The organism is Bacillus yunxiaonensis, from assembly GCF_037104695.1.
Classification (GTDB): Bacteria; Bacillota; Bacilli; order Bacillales; family Bacillaceae_G; genus Bacillus_A; species Bacillus_A yunxiaonensis.
Window position 1 is genome coordinate 59481 of sequence record NZ_JBAWSV010000011.1, and the last position, 20930, is coordinate 80410.

A 20930-nucleotide genomic window follows, 5' to 3' on the forward strand; every position below is an offset into this window, starting at 1 on the left:
AAGTCTTAGCTCTTTTTTATTTTATTTCACAAATAGCAAAATAAAAAGAGAATGCCGTACAAATCTAATACCTTTAGATTTGAGGGCATTCTCTTTTTTCTTAACCAACAAATGTTTGATACAACAAGAATATATTTAAGGCGATAATTAATACCGCAATTATCCATGCGAGTGTTGTTGTAACACGATGATTGACAAGACCACCCATAATGCTCTTTTTACTTGTGAAAACAATGAGCGGAACTAATGCAAATGCAATCCCAAATGATAAAATGACTTGACTCATTACGAGGGCATGAGTTGGATTCACACCTAATGCAATAATAACAAGCGGCGGAACCATTGTAATAAATCGTCGCAAATATAAAGGGATGTGCATACGGACGAATCCTTGCATAATAATATCACCGGACAGCGTACCTACGGAAGAACTAGATAAGCCCGCAGCTAGTAAACCAATCCCGAAAAGAATTGCTGATGCAGATCCGACTAAGTGTTCAAATCCGTGAAAAGCAACATCTAAGTCTTCAATATGCAAGCCATGTTTGAAGAATAGAGCAGCTGCTACAATTAACATACTTGCATTAATTACTCCGGCAATGACCATCGCAATTACAATATCAATAAATTCAAAACGGAAAATCTTTTTTCGTTGTTCATCTGTCGTTCCTACTACGCGGCGCTGCGTTAAAGCAGAATGTAAATAAATTGCGTGTGGCATAACTGTTGCACCTAAAATTCCAGCTGCAAGTAAAATACTATCTACACCTTGAAATTTAGGAACGAAAAGTCCCGATAGAAGAGGACTTAGTTCTGGTTTTGCATAAAATACTTGCACGCCAAAAGCAATAACGACAATAAAGACCATACCAGTAATGACTGCTTCTAACGGACGAAATCCTCTGCGTTGAAACTCTAGAATAATGAATGAGCCTACTGCTGTAATTAACGCTGAGGGCAATAGTGGAATGCCAAATAGTAAATTTAACCCTAAGGCAGCACCGATAAATTCAGCGAGATCAGTCGCCATAATTACTAATTCACCTTGTATCCATAACCCAATAGAAACAGGCTTTGGAAAATGCTCTTGAGCAACTTCCGGAAGGTTTTTTCCAGTTGCAATTCCTAATTTAGCTGACAAGGATTGGATTAATACAGCCATTAAATTTGAAACAAGGATGACCCAAAGTAGTAAATAGCCGTACTGAGATCCGGCAGCAATATTTGTAGCGAAATTACCTGGGTCAATATAAGCTACAGATGCAATAAAAGCGGGTCCCAAAAATGGTAATAATCGTTTCAGTCCTTTTGTTTCACCGCTTAAAACTAATTGCGCTGATTGCATCGTCTTATTTTCTGGTGGAAGGTGTTCTCGTTCTTTTCTGTTTTCTGTCATGTTTTGTTTCCCCTTTTGTTATCTAGGTGCATTTTGTTGTATTTATGTTAGTTATTTATTTTATTAAATCAAAATACATAAATTATATTTCTTTTATTTGAACATAAATTTTTCCTTTGTGCAAATTATATTACATTAGGAAACAATTGTGCTAGTTTATTTATACATATAGTGGATTTGTAAGTTAAGTATTTATCCCGCTATTCGTGGGCAGTAAGCCTCCACTGATGGAAATTTCACTTTATGAAACATTAAATAAATAGGGTGTTTTGAAAAGAGGATTTGTGTATAGTAAAAATGATATCTTTGACAAGAAGAGTTAGATAGAAAATCGAGTGTATATTTTGAAAATGTAACATACTTCACATTTCTAATGTGATTCTAATCTTGTTTTCATCTATTATTTAGTTTTGATTGTTAGAATGTCCAAAGGCAGTAATTTTTTGGAGGTTTTGATAATGCACGCAGCAATTCATGCAATTTCTTTGTTTTTGGCTAAGCTCGGTTATGGTGGTGTCATGCTAGCGCTTATGATTGAGGTGATTCCGAGTGAAGTTGTTCTATCGTACGCAGGATTTCTTGTATCACAAGGACAGATGACATTTTGGGGGGCTGTTCTTGCGGGAACGATTGGAGGCACAATTGCTCAATTATTCCTATACTGGTTAGGATATTATGCTGGCCGGCCTTTTTTATTAAAATACGGAAAATATTTGTTAATTCGTCCTAAGCATTTAGAAATGGCTGAAAGATGGTTCCAACAATATGGATCAGGTGTGATTTTTTCTGCAAGATTCGTTCCAGTAGTAAGACATGCTATTTCTATTCCAGCAGGAATCTCAAAAATGTCTGCAACAAAGTTCACGCTTTACACAGTGGTTGCAATTGTTCCGTGGAGTATGCTTTTTATTTACTTAGGTAATGTATTAGGAAGCCGATGGGAACAAGCTAATCAAGTGTCTGGTCCGTATGTGAAGTATATTATGATCGGCGCGATTGTCATACTAGCCGTCTATATAATTAGAAAGGTTATGAAGAAGAACGTGTCAAAAGCATAATCGTACTTTTATGATATAAAGGGGCTGTCCCATAAGTTAGTTACACTGACTTATGGGACAGCCCTTTTTATATATGTTATATAAAAAATGTTTCAGGCCATAGAATAAAGTATTAAACTGAAAAAGTGTTTTTTTATGTATAAACATCTTATGTTTCCACAATTCCTTTTCTCGTGAGTATATTTAAGTTGTTTTAAGGGTAGATGTATTTAGTACAAATTCCTGAATTACACGCTTAAATTCGTCTTTGTTTTCTAAATAAGGATGATGTTTATCTTCTAATATAGTAACAGACATGTTAGGGAACTTAAATTTTTTATAGTGATCTGGTCCAATAGCATCATCATACTTGCCACTAATTACGAGGGTTGGTACTGAGATTTCAGGTGTAATTTGAGTATAATCTTCAAAGAACTCAGGAGCAGTATGTATATATTCTCGAAAATCAGAACGGTGTTTAAGCTCCTTATCTAAGCTTTCTAAGATTTCAGGGTTTCTCCTATCCATAAACTGTAAATCGTGATATTTCCCCATTAGCTCATAACTTCTTAAAACAAGCGGAAAAGAACAACTTGTTTCAAGAAGAAAACATAAAAAATAACAAACCCCACAGAGAAAATTCATTTTCTCTGTGGGGTTTGTCATGTAAAGGTGGCTTTTGATACAGCTCTTTTGTTTACGAGAAATTTTACATATAAAAAAGCCCATATGAGATGGGCTTTTTTATATTACATAATAGTTAATTGAAAAAGAAACTATTTATTTTCTTTTAATTTTGCTAATGCTTGTTGTACTTCTTCTTGTAGATTATGGTCTAAAATTTGTGCTTGATTAGGAGCGTTTAACTGATAAAAATAGTTACTTGCAGCTGCTTCTGCTTCTAGTTTCTGCACGTAAGTTTCAACACGTGCAAAGCCTTTCACTGCATTTTCTGTATGGAAAGAAGCAAGTGCAGTGTTACTATTTTTTATGGCTTGCGCCGCATTTAATCGGGAAACAAGTACAAGTTCTTTATATTGTAATTCTTGATATTTCTCTTGCAGTTTGTCAATTTGCTCATATAATGCAGCTGTTTGTTGCTTTGTTATTTCGTACTGGTCACGATATAATGCAGCTTTCTTTTCATTTGTGATTTTATCTTGTAAAGCTAGCTGTGCCATGTTATCTTCCTCGCGAGATACCGCAAGTTCAGCTTGACGAGTTCTTTTTGCGATAAGAGCATCAGCTTCCAAAATTAATGCTTCATATTTCTTTTCTAAATATAATTGGTGAGCAAGAGCTTTTTGCGCTTTTGTAATTTGTTCTTCTGTCTCTCTCAAGTATTGTTTCAGCATGCTCATAGGGCTTTCTAGCTTATCCAACGTTTGGTGTACATCTGCCATTACAATATTTTTAATACGTTTTAGGATACCCATTGTTTAGTTCTCCTCCTTACGAATATTACGTTCCCATTGATCTAAAATGTCTATTTGTTTTTGCATTGTTGAAAAATTATATGTGTGAATATCGATATGCTCATTTGCTATCGTTCTTTTTTGTTTGAATTTTTTATACGCCCAAATAATAACTGCGGCAAGCGCAAGTATTGGAATGAACGGGAATAAACCGATAACAAGGAGTAGCACTCCTGTCCACTTCTTAGCCATATTTCCTTCAGATTTGCGAAGAATTAACCAACCGAAAAGAACAAAGCCAAGTTCTAATAGGAATGGTGCAAAGAATACATCACCAAACTCTTTTTCATGATGCTTTTCATGATGAGTATGTCTTTCAGAGTCAGCGAAGCGCCCTTTCTCCGTAAAGAAAGCTTGTCCCTCTTTATGGGAGGCAACGGCATATTCAGCTTTTCTATGCTTCTCATAATCCCATCTTTCGTGCTTCATACTATGTAGTCCGAAGAATAGTAAAGTAAGAAGCAGGGGAAGGATTAAAATCCATTTTAGCCAGCGCAGCTTTTTGCATTTGTTCTTTTTCTTTTTCATGTGTTCACCTCCATCTATGATTCATGATGTTTCAAGAAAAAATGAATCTAGAACTACTTTTGATAGAGTCAAAATCTGAATGTTTTTGTTTGAATATATCACCTCGTTATATCTTTAGTGATTCCTAGTGTAAATCCTAGATGTGAGAAGGGAATGAAAGGGGAATGATGAAAATATGAGAAATATATAAGAAAATTCTCATTATAATTAAAAACTCGCCAAATAGTTGACGAGTTAATTTTTAAATAACATATTTCATTTTTTTAGATAGATAGTAAAAATAGTCCCATAACCTAATTCACTCTCTACAGAAATATTGCCTCCATGTAATTCAATAATTTCTTTTACAATTGCAAGACCTAAACCGCTTCCGCCTGTTGCGCGAGTTCGGGATTTATCGACTCTATAAAACCGCTCGAAAATATGAGATAGATCTTGTTCAGGGATGCCTTCTCCTTCATCTTTTACTCTAATCTTAACGATTTCCTTGTTCTCTGTAACTGTAACAAATACTTTAGAATTTATGTCAGAGTGAGAATATGCATTGTTTAACAGATTGAGAATAACTTGTTCAAAACGTTGTTCGTCGAGTAGAAGAACAACGTCTTCTGGACACGAGGAAATAATACGAATATTTTTATCGGTATAAGCTGGTTGGATTTTTGTTAATATGTTTTTTAATAAGTTATATAGATTAGTCTGCTTTGTATGAATAACAAAATTGTGTTTTTCCATTTTAGCTAATTCAAATAAATCTTGAACAAGCCGTGTTACATGATCAGCTTCTTCTTTAATAATAGATAAATAATGATTTTGATCTTGTGCAGGAATCTGATTTTTAATAAGAATATCAGCGTATCCTCTAACATATGTTAACGGTGTTCGAAGTTCGTGTGCAACGCTAGCTAGAAATTCACCTCGTTCTTTTTTCAAATAATTTAAATCATCTGCAAGTTTTTGGATAGACTGCGCTAGTTCTCCTACTTCATCATTTCTATTAATATTTAAAGATACGGATAAATCCCCTTTACTCATTTTTTCTGTTGCTTTTTTCATTTTAATTAAAGGATTAGTGAGAAGTTTTGATAATAAGAACATGGTAATAACAGTAAGGATAAAGGTAATGGCACCAATAACTATAAATTGGTATGTTAAGCGTTGAATCATTTGCTTAATGGAGTCAGTACCTAGAAACATGTATACATATCCTTTCGTATCACTACCAACTTGAATGGGACTAATTGTACAAATATAATTAGATGTTTTCCAATGATCTTCCACAACTGTGCCATTTTTATTAACAAGGGACATTTTTGTATGTAAATGTTTTTCCATGGAATAATCTACATTGCTTGATTTTGCAAGAATTTCTCCATTTTTCGAAGTAATGACAACTTTAGTTTCTGCTTCCGATTCCATGAGAGCCACATGAGATATAGTTTGATCATCGAAGTATTTCTCCAGTACATCACGATGATTATTTCCTCTAGTAAGGAGAGATTTTACTTCTTCCTGAACTCTCGTATTGACCAAGCTGTAATAAAGTAAAAGAAACAATATACTTTCAATTAGAAAAGTACAAATAAAAAAATAAAATCCGAATTTTACTGAGATACGTTTCATAAACCTTCACGATCCTTGTTGTTTAGTAATATCATATATCTTTCTCTTCACTTGCCCAGCGATATCCGATTCCATATATCGTCTTAAGGTGATCATGAATTGGAAATGAAGATTTTCGTAATTTTTCGCGCAAGTTACGAATATGCGAATCTACAGTTCGATCCTCTGTTTCTGATGTATGTCCCCAAATACGTTCAATAAGTTGCTCACGACTAAATACGTAATTTACATTATTTAAAAATAAACCGAGTAGCGAAAATTCAATTGGGGTTAATAACAGTTCATTTCCATGCACAGAAGCAGTATGTTTTGCTTCATCCCACACCAATCCTTTATATTCTATTTTATGATGCTGCTTTGTTCTGCGTAGCACGGCCTCTATGCGAGCTAATAATTCTTCTTCATGAAACGGTTTCGTGATATAATCGTCAGCTCCTCTTTTTAATCCTTGTACAACATCTTGTGTATCATCACGAGCAGTTAGCATGATAACTGGTACACTATTGAACTCACGAATTCTCGCGCAAGTTTCCCAACCATCCATTTCGGGCATCATAATGTCTAGTAAAATTAATCGAAATTCTTTTTCTTCTAATAAAGAAATCGCTTCTTTGCCAGAAGTTGCTTTTGTACAGTGATACCCCCTAGGGGCTAAATATAATGAAAGTAAATCTAGCATACGTGGTTCATCATCTACTAATAGAATGTTAATCATATAGGCCCTCCTTAATTAAATGATACATAAACATAAGATATTTTACTAAAAGATATTGAAGAAATTATGCAGGCCGCTATTTGTTTTCTCGTTTTTGTCTCTCCATAATTTCTTGATAATTGTTCTATATAATAATTACGAACAAACTGGGGAGGGATTTTTTATGAAGAAAACGGTATTAACAGGGATTTCAGTCGTAGTAATTTCTTTACTTGCTGCATGTTCTACAACTACAACAAGTGATCATAAAAATATGAACGATAAAAAGACCACACAGACCGAAACAGCGACAAAACCATTACAAGTGATAAAGGGGCCTGAAGTTACGCTAGTGGCGAAAGAAGAGAAGCAAAAGCTAAGTAACGGTGTTGTTGTTCCAGTATGGACATTTAATGGTTCTTCTCCTGGACCAGAAATTCGTGTGAAAAAAGGTGAAAAGGTTAAGGTCACACTAAAAAATGAACTATCTGCACCGGTATCGATCCACTGGCACGGATATCCTGTTCCAAACAACATGGATGGAATTCCAGGAGTTACGCAAGACGCGATTGAGCCAGGGAAAAGTTTTACGTATGAATTTGAAGCAAACGTACCAGGAACGTATTGGTATCATTCGCATCAAGACTCCGTTAATCAACTAGATCGAGGACTGTATGGTGCTCTTGTTGTAGAAGATACAAATGAAAAATATGATAAAGATTACACGTTAATGTTAGATGAATGGGTAACTGATAAAAAAGAAATTGACAAACAAATTAAGGAAATGACAAAAAAGAAAACCGAAAAATCAGATGGTGATAAGTCTAGTATGGATCATGGAAATATGGAAAAGCATGATGATATGAACGGTATGGATCATTCTAGTATGGATATGGGAAGTAATAAAAAAGAATCAGGCAATATGGAAGGAATGGATCATGGAAATATGAATATGGAAGGTCATAATATGAGTATGTATGATCTATTCACAATCAATGGGAAAAGCGGGGATTTAATAGAGCCGTTGAAAGTAAAAAAAGGTGATAAAGTTCGGCTACGATTTATCAATGCTGGTTACTTATCACACAACATCCATGTTCATGGTCATGATATAAAAGTAATTGCAACAGATGGGCAGCCAATAAATGATCCAAAGGTTGTAAAAGACGAAGTGATTTCAATTGCACCGGGGGAACGTTATGATGTTGAGTTTACGGCGAATAACCCTGGGAAATGGTATGTTGAGGACCATGGAGAAGGAAAAGGTGTAAAAGGAATGAAAGCTGTTATTGAGTATGATGGCAGCAAAGATATGAAAGATAAAGCGAATGAAAAAGAAAAACTTCCAAAATTAGATATAACGAAATATGGTTCTAAGAAATTAGGAAGCTTCACATTAGATCAGCAATATAATGCCACATATACAATGGATTTGAACACAGAAATGAACGGCAATGGAATGGTATATACAATTAACGGGAAAACATTCCCTAATATTGATCCAATTCAAGTGAAAAAAGGCGATCTAGTAAAAGTAAAATTAGTAAATCGTTCTAAAATGGATGATCATCCGATGCATTTGCACGGGCACTTCTTCCAAGTATTAAGTAAAAATGGAAAACCAATAGAAGGTTCTCCGATTGTAAAGGATACATTAAACTTGAAACCAGGAGAAGAATATGAGGTAGCATTTGTAGCAAATAATCCAGGTGAATGGATGTTCCATTGCCATGATTTGCATCATGCCTCTGCAGGGATGGTAACAGAAGTGAAATATAAAGATTATAAATCTGATTATGTTCCCAATCCTAATATTCCTAATATGCCAGAGTGATGTGAAATTTGTGTAATTTATTATAGATAATATAAAGCAGCTTTCCAATTGGAGAGCTGCTTTATTGATATGTTGTATGAAGCGTTTAATCGATTCCGCTATTCGTGGGCAATAAGCCCCCATTGATGGAAGTTTCACTTTATACTGTTTTTTGAAATCTTGATTTAGTTAATGTATATGTTGATTGTGTTGAGAAGAAGGTGAATTATGATCTGGAAATGTTATAAAAACAGTGAGGAGAATTATAATGCTAACTGAAAGTAAAAATAGAAACCAGCGGTGAATGTAAGAAGAGAAAATTTTTGACAAGAATTGAATAATACATGACGTAGTAATAGTAATTGTGAGCAAAATACTAATAAGAAGTATACTGTGTGCTTGCTGAGCATTCAACATTTCTGTCACCATAGCTCCCATCATACCTGCCATCAATCCAGAAAACATACCTTCTAAAGCAGGGTACAGATGAAAGGATAGCCCAACTAAAAGTCCAACTATGCCACTAATCAACATAGCAAGTAAAGCAGAATACAACAAGTCACCTTTAAAGATAATACCCAAATAAAATCCTATGCTTAATCCTATGCTCATGCTAAAAGACATCACAAATACCATATACTCCATTAGGGTACCTTTAGATTTAGAAATGTATGCTGCAACAATAACTAAGATAAAACAAAGCGTTAGGGTAGTTAACGTATATGTCGACATAGTGATACCTCCCTGTCCTTTCATTCACTTCATCATATGTACAAATCCAGAGCTTTTATGCTTATATAAATCTGCACAATATCCGCACAATTTAAGAAAGGTAATGAAAATAGTTGTGTTGATAAAATACATACAAGCGCGTGTTTGTATGTATTTTATTTGAAAACATTTCAAAAAATAGACTTATGAACAGTTGCTTTTTATACCCCATACCCGTATAATGTATGTAAAGATTGATAATTACAATACAAGAGGTGATATAAATGGATCATTGTGAGGGAAATAATATAGATCAAAAAATGGTTCCTCGAACAGAAGAGGAAATTCAAAGTGTTATAAAACGTTTAAAGCGTATTGAAGGGCAAGTACGTGGTGTTCAAAAGATGGTAGAAGATAACCGTTACTGTGTTGATATTTTAATTCAAATTTCAGCGATTAATGCAGCCTTAAATAAAGTAGGTTTTTCTTTATTGGAGCGCCATACAAAACATTGTGTAGCAAAGGCGATTCATGAGGGGAATGGGGACGAATCCATTCAAGAATTGATGAGTGTAATAAAGCAATTTTCAAAATAGGAGGGGTATAAGGTGGATAAACAAAAACATGTTACGCTTGGAGTTACAGGAATGACATGTGCAGCTTGCGCCAACCGGATTGAAAAAGTGTTAAATAAAATGGATGGGGTAGAAGCTAACGTAAACTTAGCAATGGAAAAAGCAAGTATCAAATATGATTCTTCTCAGCAAGAAATTTCAAATATAAAAGAGAAAATTGAGAAATTAGGGTATGGCGTATCAGCAGAAAAAGTTACTTTTGATATTGAGGGAATGACATGTGCAGCTTGTGCGAATCGAATTGAAAAAGTACTAAATAAAATGGAAGGCGTTTCTCATGCAACTGTTAATTTAGCTACAAATAGCGCCGTTGTAGAGTACAATGAAGGTTTAGTTTCTACAGAAAATATTTTAGAAAAGATAAAGAAAATTGGATATAAGGGGCACATCCGTAACGAAAACGCAGAGCGTTCCGAAAAAAAAGAAGAAATTATTAAGGAGAAAAAGCGTCAACTTATTATTTCTATTATTTTGTCCTTACCTTTGCTTTATACAATGCTTGGACATATGCCATTTGATACAGGAGTACCAGTGCCGCATATTCTTATGAATCCGTGGTTTCAACTTTTATTAGCAACACCAGTTCAATTTTACATTGGAGGACACTTCTATGTAGGTGCTTACCGGGCTCTTCGAAATAAAAGTGCGAATATGGACGTTTTAGTTGTATTAGGAACATCAGCAGCTTATTTTTATAGTTTATATGAAACTTTGAAAACGTTAGGAAATCCTGCATACACTCCTGATTTATATTTTGAAACAAGCGCGGTTTTAATTACGTTAATTTTGGTTGGAAAGTACTTTGAAACATTGGCAAAAGGACGTACCACAGAAGCGATTTCTAAATTGTTAAGTTTACAGGCGAAAGATGCGCTTGTTGTTCGTAATGGTCAAGAGGTACGAGTGCCGCTAGAAGAAGTTGTGATTGGAGATATCATGATTGTAAAACCCGGTGAAAAAATACCGGTGGATGGTATCGTAGTTTCGGGAGTATCTTCTGTTGATGAATCTATGATTACTGGAGAGTCTATTCCAGTGGATAAAAAAGAAGGAGATTCTGTTATTGGTGCGACGATTAATGCAAATGGGATGCTGACCATTCAAGCTGAAAAAGTTGGAAAAGACACAGCGTTAGCGGGCATTATTAAAATTGTTGAAGAAGCGCAAGGATCTAAAGCACCTATTCAGAGATTAGCAGATATCATTTCGGGTATTTTTGTTCCTATTGTTGTAGCGATCGCTTTAGTTGCTTTTATTGTATGGTATTTCTTTATAACACCAGGAGATTTACCAAAAGCATTGGAAGTAGGAATTGCGATTCTTGTCATTGCATGTCCGTGTGCACTAGGTTTGGCTACACCAACTTCGATTATGGTTGGTACGGGAAAAGGAGCAGAAAAGGGTATTCTCTTTAAAGGAGGTGAATACCTAGAAGGGACGCATAAAATCAATGCAGTGTTGCTGGATAAAACAGGAACCGTAACAAAAGGGAAACCAGAAGTTACCGATGTATTAGAATTTCAAGAAGGTATGTTGGATTATGCGATTTCAGCTGAAAGTGCTTCTGAACATCCGTTAGCGCATGCGATTGTTGAATATGGAAAACAACATGAGATAAAATCGAAAGAGTTACAGCACTTTGCAGCAATTCCAGGCCAGGGGCTTGAAGCGGATATTGAAAATAAAAAGGTTCTTGTTGGAACACGTAAATTGATGAATGAACAATCTGTAGAAACCTCACAGCATGAAGAGGTCATGAAAGAACTAGAGTATCAAGGTAAAACAGCGATGCTTGTCGCAATTGATGGGAAACTTGCTGGAATAATCGCTGTTGCTGATACTGTAAAGGAAAGTTCGAAGGATGCAATTCAAACACTCAAGCAAATGGAAATTGAAATATACATGGTAACAGGTGATAATAAACGTACAGCTGAGGCAATTGCAAAGCAAGTTCATATTGACCATGTATTTGCAGAAGTATTGCCAGAGGATAAAGCTAAGATTGTAGAGGATTTACAAAAACAAGGAAAGAGAGTCGCAATGGTAGGTGACGGTATTAATGATGCACCAGCTCTTGCGAAATCTGATATTGGTATGGCGATTGGAACAGGTGCAGATGTAGCAATTGAAACTGCAGATGTTACGTTAGTTGGCGGTGACTTATCCCATATACCAAAAGCGATTGAGTTAAGTCGTAAGACGATGAAAAATATTCGTCAAAACTTGTTTTGGGCTTTATTTTATAACGCAATCGGTATTCCTGTAGCGGCATTTGGATTATTAGAGCCTTGGGTAGCCGGAGCGGCAATGGCATTTAGCTCTGTATCTGTTGTGACTAACGCACTTCGTTTGAAACGCGTTAAAATATAAATTAATATGGAGGAATTTAATATGACTATTACATTAAACGTACAAGGAATGACATGTAATCATTGCAAAATGGCAGTAACAAATGCACTTACAGAGTTAGCAGGAGTACAAAATGTAGAAGTTAACCTGCAAGAGGGAACTGTAAATGTAAAATATGATGAAGCAAAAGTAGATGTAGAAAAGATGAAAGAAGCTATTGAAGATCAAGGATATGACGTGAAGTAAATAGGTAAATTCAATAAATCTTAGTAAAAAGGCCGTTTTATTAAAAGCGGCCTATCACATTTAATGATAAAGTTGTATCGTTAAATGTGATAGGCTTCGAATAGGCATAATCTTTTATCCCAATAATCGTGTTTTGTTTACAAATAAAGTTGAATTTACTAGAATAATGAATATAAATCGTAATAGTTACGTTTTATGGTGGCGTTGTAAAAGTAGCTGCAAGTGTAGTCAGAAACAAAGAAATGGATGGTTGATAATATGAACAAAGTAGAAATTCATATTTTAGGTGGTTTTTTAGGAAGCGGGAAATCAACGCTGCTTCAAAATTTATTATTAGCAGAAAAGAAGAAAAATCGAAAAGTTGCAGTGCTAATGAATGAAATAGGCGAATACTCCGTAGATACAGATATTGTAGGACGAGAAAATATTTTAAGAGAACTTTTAAAAGGCTGTATTTGCTGTACGATGAAAGATGAATTAGAAATTCAGCTACATTCCTTATATCAGGAGGAGAGACCTGATGTAGTTTATATAGAAACAACGGGAGTTGCGCATCCGATTGAAGTATTAGATGCTTGTCTCTCACCTATTTTAGCTCCTTATATTGAGGTGAAGTCCATTATTGTTGTATTAGATGCAATCAGGTGGTTAAATCGGGAAACATTAAGTAAAAGCGTGCAACAACTTTTAAATGAACAAATGAAGTATGGAAGTCATATTCTTATCAATAAATCAGATTTGCTTAGAGACGAAGAAAAGAAACAGGTTGTTGAAGAAGTAGCGTTAATAAATAGACATGCAAAATTATACGAAACACAGTATTGTAATATATCTTTAGAGGATTTCGAAGAGGTAAAGCTAGCAGATAACCAAAATCATGAAAAATTGCATGTGGAACAGCATTTACATATTCAAACTATGACCTATCCATTTAAAAAATCAATTGATCAGGGCAAATTGTACGAATGGCTTTCTAATTTACCTGAGGGAATTTATCGTGTAAAAGGGTTTGTGAAATTTCATGGTGATAAATACCCAACTTTGCTGCAATACTCATTTGGTGTGCCATCTTTAATGGAGCAGGATTTTGGTTTCCCTACAAACCTTGTAATTATTGGAGAGAATTTAGATAAAGCGAAACTGAAGAAGGAGCTAGAGAGTTTGGAACAAGTTGGGTTGTAAGGTTTGTGTACGGTTGTTTTCAGATGAATATATTAATTTTATTAGAGAGGGAAGGACTAGTTTTTTTAGTCATTCCCTTTTTTAGTTAAGAAACGAATATGTTATTAGTAAATATTTACAAATAAACTGGGAGGGATTTGGGAAAAGTTAGAGAAATTAGAGGTACTTCAAGAAATTTTATATCATAGTAGCGATTAATATTGAGAAATGTCATTATTACGGATAGTTCACCTCAGTGTATTCAATTCTCTAAGAAGGTAAATGATAGGGGAGGAATCATGATGTCAGTGAAAAAACGTAAGTGGCTAAAAATGGTGTGCACAAGTTGTATACTTGGTTCATTGTTCGTATCAGTTGGGTGCTCTGGAAAAAAAGCAAGTACAGGTAATGAGGAAACAAAAACAGTTAAGGTAGGTGTTCTTGCTTCGTTAACTGGACCACTTGAATCGTATGGCAAACAAACAGTAAATGGATTTGAGCTCGGTCTAGATTACGCAACAGGTGGAACAGGAAAAGTGGAAGGGAAAAAGATTAAGTTTGTTGTAGAAGATACGGAAACAAAAGCGGATGTAGCCGTTAAGAAAGCTACGAAACTATTAGAAGAAGATAAAGTAGACTTTTTGGTTGGTTCATCTAGTTCAAGTGATACGTTAGCAGTTTTACCATTGGCTGAAGAGTATGAAAAAATAATGGTTGTTGAGCCAGCTGTAGCAGATAGTATTACGGGGAAGAACTGGAATAAATATATTTTTAGAACAGGGCGGAATTCATCTCAAGATGCAATTGCTGGTGCAGCATCAATTGCTAAGAAAGATGTGAAGATTGCTACACTAGCTCAAGACAATGCATTCGGAAGAGAAGGGATTGCGGCATTTAAAGATGCAGCAAAGAAGTTAGGCGCGAATATTGTAAATGAGCAATATGCTGATGCGAATTCTACTGATTTTACGGCAAATATACAAAATATTATAAGCTCAAAACCAGATTATTTATTTATTGTTTGGGCAGGTGCAAATTCACCATGGAAGCAATTAAAAGATATGAATGTGGAGCAGCAAGGTATTAAAATTTCAACGGGTGCACCTGATATTCCAGCGTTAAAAACGATGGATGCGTTAGTTGGCATGCAAGGATTTTCAGTGTATTATCATACGCTTCCCAAAAATAAAGTGAATGATTGGTTAGTAGAAGAGCATAAAAAACGATTTAACGGTGCTGTTCCAGACTTGTTTACAGCTGGTGGGATGTCAGCTGCTATTTCAATCGTCGAGGCCTTAAAGAAAACGAAAGGCGATACTGATGCTGATACGCTCATTAAAAAGATGGAAGGAATGGAATTTGAAACACCAAAAGGAACAATGAAATTTCGTGCGAAGGATCACCAAGCTTTGCAAACGCTTTATTCAATTACATTGAAAAAACAAGATGGAATTGATTATCCTGTTCCAGTTTTAGAGCGGGAATTAAAAATGACCGAAACAGAACCGCCAATTCGTAATAAATAATCTGAATAATTAAAAAATAACTCTTATTGTAACGAACAGTGAAAGTTTTCCATTCCTATCATAAAGGGATGGAAAACTTTTCACTTCGTATGAAAGGGTAGTAAAATCTGAGCCTTAAGATTCAGAGAAAACGAAGAAGATAGGTGGAGACTAGTAATCAGTAGGAATTAAGAAAACTCCCAATGATAAAAGTTTCACTTTATAAAGGAATTCTTTGTGAGGAGGACATAGTGTGGAGAAATTGTTAGAGACTCGCGATCTTTGTGTCTCATTTGGAGAACATCATGTTATTAAAGATGTAAATTTGATGATACCGAAAGGAAAACTTATTTCCATTATTGGACCGAACGGAGCAGGGAAAACCACCCTTTTTAATTTGTTAAGCGGTCAACTTTCTCCGACAAAAGGGGAGATTTATTTTAAGGAACGTGACATTACAAAGTTATCGATTCCAGATCGAACGCGTCTTGGTATAGGACGTTCCTTTCAGCTTACAAACATTTTTCCAGAATTAACGGTTCTTGAAAATGTTCGGCTTGGTGTACAGTCTTATGCGAAAGATTATTATAATTTCTTTCCGCGCCCGTCTCGGTATAAGCAGCAACAAGAAGAAGCACGCCATTTACTTGAAGTTGTGTTGCTGAATGAAAAGGAAGAAGTACTTGCAAAAGATTTAGCTCATGGAGAAAAGCGAAAATTGGAACTTGCAATGCTTTTAGCACTTAAAACAGATATGTTGTTGTTAGATGAACCGACAGCGGGTATTTCTCTTGAAGAAGTTCCTGCTATTCTTCAAGTAATTGAAAATATAAAAAATAATCGTGAAAATACGATTGTGCTAATTGAGCACAAAATGGATATGGTCCTTCATTTATCTGATCATCTCATTGTGTTATTTCAGGGTGAGTTATTAGCTGAAGGGTTACCAGAAGAGATTATGAAGGACGAGCGTGTGCAAACTGCATATTTAGGAGGATTATACAGTGACACTATTAAAAGTGGATAATATAGAAACATATTTAGATCAGTTTCATATTTTGCAAGGTGTTTCTTTTGGAGTGGAGGAAGGAACCATTACAGTCTTATTTGGAAGAAACGGAGCAGGGAAAACGACAACGCTGCGTTCTATTATGGGGTTTCATACCATTTCTAACGGAGCAGTTTATTTTGGAGACGAGAAAGTAAATGGGCTATCAACACATATGATTTCTCGAAAAGGTATAGGGTATGTGCCAGAAAACCAAGGAATATTTTACGACTTAACGGTTGAAGAAACGTTTGCACTTGCTCAAACGAAAAAGAATGAAGAAACAGATGAGAAAGTAGAGTGGATGCTGAATCTCTTTCCAGACTTAAAACAATTTTGGCATAAAAAGAGTGGCTTATTAAGTGGAGGCCAAAAGCAAATGCTCGCTATCTCAAGAGCTTATATTAACAGTGAAGGCCTACTGCTTATTGATGAGCCTAGTAAAGGCTTGTCACCAATCATGATTGAGAAGTTGATGATCTCAATTTTAAAAATGAAGGAGAAAACAACTGTTTTACTTGTCGAACAAAACTTTATGATGGCCAGTCAAATTGGCGATTATTTTTACATTATGGATAATGGGAAAATTGTGCATAATGGTCCGATGAGTGAACTGAAGGAAGATAAGGAAACATGTCATAAATATTTAGGGATTTCTTAACCTTGATATGAGTGAGGTGAAAAACGTGGATGTGTTAGTTAATTTATTCGTAAATGGTGTTTCGACAGGTGTGCTTATTTTCTTATTAGCATCTGGCCTGACACTCATTTTCGGTTTAATGAGTGTTCTTAATTTTGCTCATGGTGGGCTATTTGCATGGGGTGCTTTTACTGGGGTGTGGTTATTTAATGTAACAGGCAGTTATATGTTTGCATTATTTGGTGCTATTGTGATGGGTATGTTTCTTGGTTGGATATTAGAAAGATTCCTCATTCGTCCGGTTTATGGAAATCATGTTCGTCAGCTTCTAGTTACACTTGGTGGTATGCTCGTGCTTAGTGAATGTATAAAAGTATTTTGGGGGCCGAATCCGATAGGAGCTAAATTACCAAATTGGCTACAAGGAAGTTTTACATTTGATGGAATCATATTAATCAAGTATCGCTTATTTGTTATTTTAATCGGTTTATTCGTTTACATCGGATTTGTATTGTTACTTCGAAAAACGAAAATCGGGCTTATGATTCGTGCTGGTGTAATGGATAAAGAGATGGTTCAAGCGCTTGGGATTAATGTGAAAGCTATCTTTTCTTTCGTGTTTTTGTTAGGAGCTGGAATGGCAGCGTTAGGCGGCTTTCTTCTCGCGCCTTATTCGGGTATTATTTTTGCTGAAATGGGGATGCAGTATGCTATTTTAGCTTTTATCGTTGTAATCATTGGTGGATTAGGCAGTGTACAAGGCTCAGTAATCGCCTCCTTAATTGTTGGTTTGGCAGGAGCTTTTACAGCATACTATATTCCAGATTTATCGCTTGCAATAAACATGTTGATGCTGTTATTCGTCTTATTAGTTAAGCCAACGGGACTTGTTGGTGAAAAGGGGTGAGATTGTTATGACTACATCATCTAATCGGGCTAGCTTATATTTTGGAGGAGCAATTCTTTTCTGTTTCATCATATTTCCTTTTATAAATGATTCAAGGAGCATGTTAATCTTGTTTACACAAATTTTCATTTTCGCAATCTTTGCAATGAGCTTTGATATTCTATTAGGTTATACAGGAATTGTGTCGTTTGGACATTGTATGTTCTTTGGAATCGGTGCTTATTGCGTTGCACTCCTTTTAGATCGACAAGAGGCAACAATATCGAGTTTTTTTATTGGGATTATTTTAGCAGTTACTTTATCTGCGGTCATTAGTTATATAGTCGGTATGCTTTCCTTACGATTAAAAAGTCATTTTTATGCGATGCTAACGCTTGCTATTTCTCAATTATTCTTCGTACTTGCTGAAAAATGGCGAACTGTCACGCATGGGGGTGATGGTTTTACATTCCGTGTACCTGATATATTTCGAGATCGCTTCACGTTTTACTATATTACATTAATAAGTCTAGTAATCATTTTTTTATTACTACAACTGTTTACGAAATCTTCAATTGGAAACGTATTAAAAGCGATTTCGCAAAATGAACAACGTGTGGAAGCGCTCGGTTATAAAATTCTTCACTATAAAGTAATTGCGAGTGTTGTAGCTGGAATTGTAGCATCTGTGAGCGGCGGGTTATTTGTTATCACACTTCGTTTTGTAAATACGACCGTTTTTTCAATTGACATGACGCTAAATGCTTTATTAATGACGACAATCGGTGGCATTGGGACATTATTAGGAGCGATAATAGGGGCAGGAATGATTGAATCTTTGAAATACTATTTGTCGGAGCTTGCTGCTCAGTATCCAATTTTTGAACGATGGACAATTTTTCTTGGTTTATTGTATATCATCGTCTTATTAGGTCTTCCAACAGGTATGCTAGGAACAGTTAGGAAGTTGGTGAGCTGGAAACGACATAAGAAAAAAGGGAAGAGGGAGCAAATTGAGCATAGTGCTTAATACACTAAAAAATGGCTTTTTAACTGATAATGAACCTTATAGTTACTTATAGGTAACCTACGCACATTAAAGTGCAGTATTGTATTTTAAATAATATATAGATAAAATTCATGATATAAAAAAATTAGCAATTTAGAATGAATAAGGAGTGTTAGATTTGGCAGAATTAATACAAGGAAAAAATGCATTAATTACAGGAGCCGGAAGAGGGATTGGCCGTGCTGTCGCAATTGCTTTAGCAAAAGAAGGCGTGAATGTAGGGCTTTTAGCACGTTCAGAAGAAAATTTAAGAGCTGTTGCAAAAGAAGTTGAGGCAGAAGGCGTGAAAGCTGTAATTGCTACTGCTGATGTATCTTCTTATTCAGAAGTAACTGCAGCTATTGAAACATTAAAAAATGGTTTAGGTTCTATTGACATTTTAATTAACAATGCCGGAATTTCTAAATTTGGCAATTTCCTAGAACTAGATGTTGCAGAATGGGAAAAAATCATTCAAGTGAACTTAATGGGCGTCTATTATGTGACTCGTGCTGCGTTACCAGAAATGATTGAACAGCAGTCCGGTGATATTATTAATATTTCATCAACAGCTGGACAAAAGGGAGCGCCAGTAACAAGTGCGTACAGTGCTTCTAAATTTGGTGTTCTTGGTTTAACAGAATCGTTAGCGATGGAAGTACGTAAACATAATATTCGTGTAACAGCATTAACACCGAGTACAGTTGCAACAGATATGGCAGTAGAATTAGGTTTGACAGATGGTAATCCAGATAGAGTTATGCAAGCTGAAGATATTGCCGAATTTATTGTAGCACAGCTGAAATTAAATAAACGTACATTCATTAAATCTGCTGGATTATGGTCTACAAATCCGTAAGAGAATGGATGATTGAATTAACAAAAAAGATAGCTGTTCTTTTTCAGAACAGCTATCTTTTTTTAGGCGTAACCTTAGTACATGGTTTCTTAATTATTTGACGATAGAATGTTCATCTTATTCCAACATGTCACTTCATCAACAGACAAACGTAATGGGGGAACTATGAAAAAATGTTTTTGTGAAATACGTTTATTTCCAATTTAGATAGTCGAATTTTCTAACATGAAATGTTATGATTCCATTAAGAGAGAATTAGTTTGGAAGGGGTATAGAAATAACGAATATGGATAAAGAAAAACAACAATTGAGCGTTGAAGTTGCAAGGTTATATTACCAATCTGATTATAGTCAACAAGAGATTGCAAATAAATTGAATATCTCAAGGCCGACGATCTCAAGATTGTTAAAATATGCAAAAGAAAAAGGATTTGTTCAAATTAAAATAGCTGATCCATTTGCTGATTTAGATAATGTAGGAAACCTACTTAAAGAAAAATATAACTTATTAGAGGCGCATGTCGTATTTGCTTCAGTACCAGAGTATACAGTCATTACGGAGTATATTAGTAAGTATGCTGCTGAGTATATGGAGAAGACTGTTACAAATGGTGATGTGGTTGGTGTGAGCTGGGGAACGACTATGTATGAAATCGCTAGAAAAATTGTCCCTCAGCATGTGAAAGGTGTAGAAGTTGTCCAATTAAAAGGCGGTATTAGTCATTCAAGTGTAAATACATATGCGAATGAAACAATTGCCTTGTTTGCGGACGCCTTTCAAACGACACCGCGAAACCTACCACTCCCAGTGATATTTGATAATGCAGTTACAAAAGAATTAGTAGAGCAGGATAGGCATATTCATCATATTGTTGAGATGGGAAAACAAGCTAATATTGCCATTTTCACAGTTGGAACTGTTAGGGATGAGGCTTTATTATTTCGACTAGGTTATTTGAATGAACAAGAAATGAACTTATTGAAAGAACAAGCTGTTGGGGACATTTGTTCACGTTTCTTCGATGGAGACGGTAATATTTGCAGTGAGGAAATTAATCAACGAACAATTGGTATTGATTTAGAAGAGTTACGATTAAAGAAGCGCTCTGTTCTTGTTGCAGGAGGTTCTAGAAAAATAGAAGCAATTGATGGTGCGTTAAGAGGCGGATATGCGAATGTGTTGATTATCGATCAGCATACCGCGAAAGAGTTATTACATTATCGAAAAGGTTAAAAAAGAAGGTTTCTCAAAAATAAAAATTTGAGCAACCTTCTT

20 protein-coding genes are annotated in these 20930 nt (G+C 35.3%); 13 read left to right on the plus strand and 7 right to left on the minus strand.

Annotation, left to right across the window (positions count from 1 at the left end; all coding sequences use genetic code 11):
- Window positions 1-100: 100 nt before the first annotated feature.
- Window positions 101-1396 (minus strand): Nramp family divalent metal transporter, encoded by a 1296-nt coding sequence (locus tag WAX78_RS22745; RefSeq protein ID WP_336484320.1) that lies wholly within the window; start codon window positions 1394-1396, stop codon window positions 101-103.
- Between the two features lie 455 nt (window positions 1397-1851).
- Here WAX78_RS22745 and uptA point away from each other — a divergent pair, with 455 nt between their 5' ends.
- Complete coding sequence (gene uptA, locus WAX78_RS22750) at window positions 1852-2454, plus strand: undecaprenyl phosphate transporter UptA (protein ID WP_336484376.1); 603 nt, start codon at window positions 1852-1854, stop codon at window positions 2452-2454.
- Between the two features lie 183 nt (window positions 2455-2637).
- On the opposite strand, the gene WAX78_RS22755 is transcribed toward uptA, so the two are convergent.
- From WAX78_RS22755 to WAX78_RS22775, 5 genes are all read right to left on the minus strand, one after another.
- On the minus strand, window positions 2638-3099 hold the full coding sequence (locus tag WAX78_RS22755; protein ID WP_336484321.1) for an alpha/beta fold hydrolase: 462 nt from the start codon (window positions 3097-3099) through the stop codon (window positions 2638-2640).
- 110 nt (window positions 3100-3209) lie between these two features.
- Window positions 3210-3869 carry a PspA/IM30 family protein gene (locus WAX78_RS22760; protein ID WP_336484322.1) on the minus strand — a complete coding sequence of 220 codons (660 nt, stop codon included), beginning with the start codon at window positions 3867-3869 and terminating at the stop codon, window positions 3210-3212.
- Between the two features lie 3 nt (window positions 3870-3872).
- Entirely contained in the window at window positions 3873-4436 is a 564-nt protein-coding gene (locus tag WAX78_RS22765; protein ID WP_336484323.1) for a hypothetical protein, read from the minus strand.
- A 255-nt stretch (window positions 4437-4691) separates the two neighbouring features.
- Complete coding sequence (locus tag WAX78_RS22770; RefSeq protein ID WP_336484324.1) at window positions 4692-6059, minus strand: sensor histidine kinase; 1368 nt, start codon at window positions 6057-6059, stop codon at window positions 4692-4694.
- Between the two features lie 31 nt (window positions 6060-6090).
- Window positions 6091-6774 (minus strand): response regulator transcription factor, encoded by a 684-nt coding sequence (locus WAX78_RS22775; RefSeq protein ID WP_336484325.1) that lies wholly within the window; start codon window positions 6772-6774, stop codon window positions 6091-6093.
- A gap of 163 nt (window positions 6775-6937) precedes the next feature.
- Between WAX78_RS22775 and WAX78_RS22780 the strand changes: the two genes are divergently transcribed.
- A complete protein-coding gene (locus tag WAX78_RS22780) occupies window positions 6938-8587 on the plus strand; it encodes a multicopper oxidase family protein (RefSeq protein ID WP_336484326.1) in 1650 nt (549 codons plus the stop codon).
- A gap of 168 nt (window positions 8588-8755) precedes the next feature.
- On the opposite strand, the gene WAX78_RS22785 is transcribed toward WAX78_RS22780, so the two are convergent.
- Window positions 8756-9322, minus strand: coding sequence for a hypothetical protein (locus tag WAX78_RS22785; RefSeq protein ID WP_336484327.1), 567 nt, complete (start codon window positions 9320-9322; stop codon window positions 8756-8758).
- Between the two features lie 239 nt (window positions 9323-9561).
- Between WAX78_RS22785 and WAX78_RS22790 the strand changes: the two genes are divergently transcribed.
- The 11 genes from WAX78_RS22790 (at window position 9562) to WAX78_RS22840 (ending at window position 20888) form a co-directional block, all read left to right on the plus strand.
- Window positions 9562-9873: a metal-sensing transcriptional repressor gene (locus WAX78_RS22790; protein ID WP_336484328.1), complete on the plus strand. Its 312-nt coding sequence runs from the start codon at window positions 9562-9564 to the stop codon at window positions 9871-9873.
- 12 nt (window positions 9874-9885) lie between these two features.
- On the plus strand, window positions 9886-12282 hold the full coding sequence (locus tag WAX78_RS22795; RefSeq protein WP_336484329.1) for a heavy metal translocating P-type ATPase: 2397 nt from the start codon (window positions 9886-9888) through the stop codon (window positions 12280-12282).
- Window positions 12283-12303: 21 nt separating this feature from the next.
- Window positions 12304-12507 carry a copper chaperone CopZ gene (copZ, locus tag WAX78_RS22800; protein WP_336484330.1) on the plus strand — a complete coding sequence of 68 codons (204 nt, stop codon included), beginning with the start codon at window positions 12304-12306 and terminating at the stop codon, window positions 12505-12507.
- Between the two features lie 258 nt (window positions 12508-12765).
- Entirely contained in the window at window positions 12766-13689 is a 924-nt protein-coding gene (locus WAX78_RS22805; protein WP_336484331.1) for a CobW family GTP-binding protein, read from the plus strand.
- Window positions 13690-13970: 281 nt separating this feature from the next.
- Window positions 13971-15194 carry a substrate-binding domain-containing protein gene (locus tag WAX78_RS22810; protein ID WP_336484332.1) on the plus strand — a complete coding sequence of 408 codons (1224 nt, stop codon included), beginning with the start codon at window positions 13971-13973 and terminating at the stop codon, window positions 15192-15194.
- Window positions 15195-15426: 232 nt separating this feature from the next.
- Window positions 15427-16200 carry an ABC transporter ATP-binding protein gene (locus WAX78_RS22815; protein ID WP_336484333.1) on the plus strand — a complete coding sequence of 258 codons (774 nt, stop codon included), beginning with the start codon at window positions 15427-15429 and terminating at the stop codon, window positions 16198-16200.
- Window positions 16178-16882: a branched-chain amino acid ABC transporter ATP-binding protein gene (locus tag WAX78_RS22820; RefSeq protein WP_336484334.1), complete on the plus strand. Its 705-nt coding sequence runs from the start codon at window positions 16178-16180 to the stop codon at window positions 16880-16882. The genes WAX78_RS22815 and WAX78_RS22820 overlap by 23 nt, the downstream gene beginning before the upstream one ends.
- Before the next feature lie 25 nt (window positions 16883-16907).
- Complete coding sequence (locus WAX78_RS22825) at window positions 16908-17768, plus strand: branched-chain amino acid ABC transporter permease (RefSeq protein WP_336484335.1); 861 nt, start codon at window positions 16908-16910, stop codon at window positions 17766-17768.
- 7 nt (window positions 17769-17775) lie between these two features.
- The gene (locus tag WAX78_RS22830; protein ID WP_413789228.1) at window positions 17776-18777 is read left to right on the plus strand and encodes a branched-chain amino acid ABC transporter permease; all 1002 of its coding nucleotides are present in this window, start codon (window positions 17776-17778) and stop codon (window positions 18775-18777) included.
- Between the two features lie 157 nt (window positions 18778-18934).
- Window positions 18935-19654, plus strand: coding sequence for a 3-ketoacyl-ACP reductase (locus WAX78_RS22835; protein WP_336484336.1), 720 nt, complete (start codon window positions 18935-18937; stop codon window positions 19652-19654).
- Window positions 19655-19940: 286 nt separating this feature from the next.
- A complete protein-coding gene (locus tag WAX78_RS22840) occupies window positions 19941-20888 on the plus strand; it encodes a sugar-binding transcriptional regulator (protein ID WP_336484337.1) in 948 nt (315 codons plus the stop codon).
- Window positions 20889-20930 lie beyond the last annotated feature (42 nt).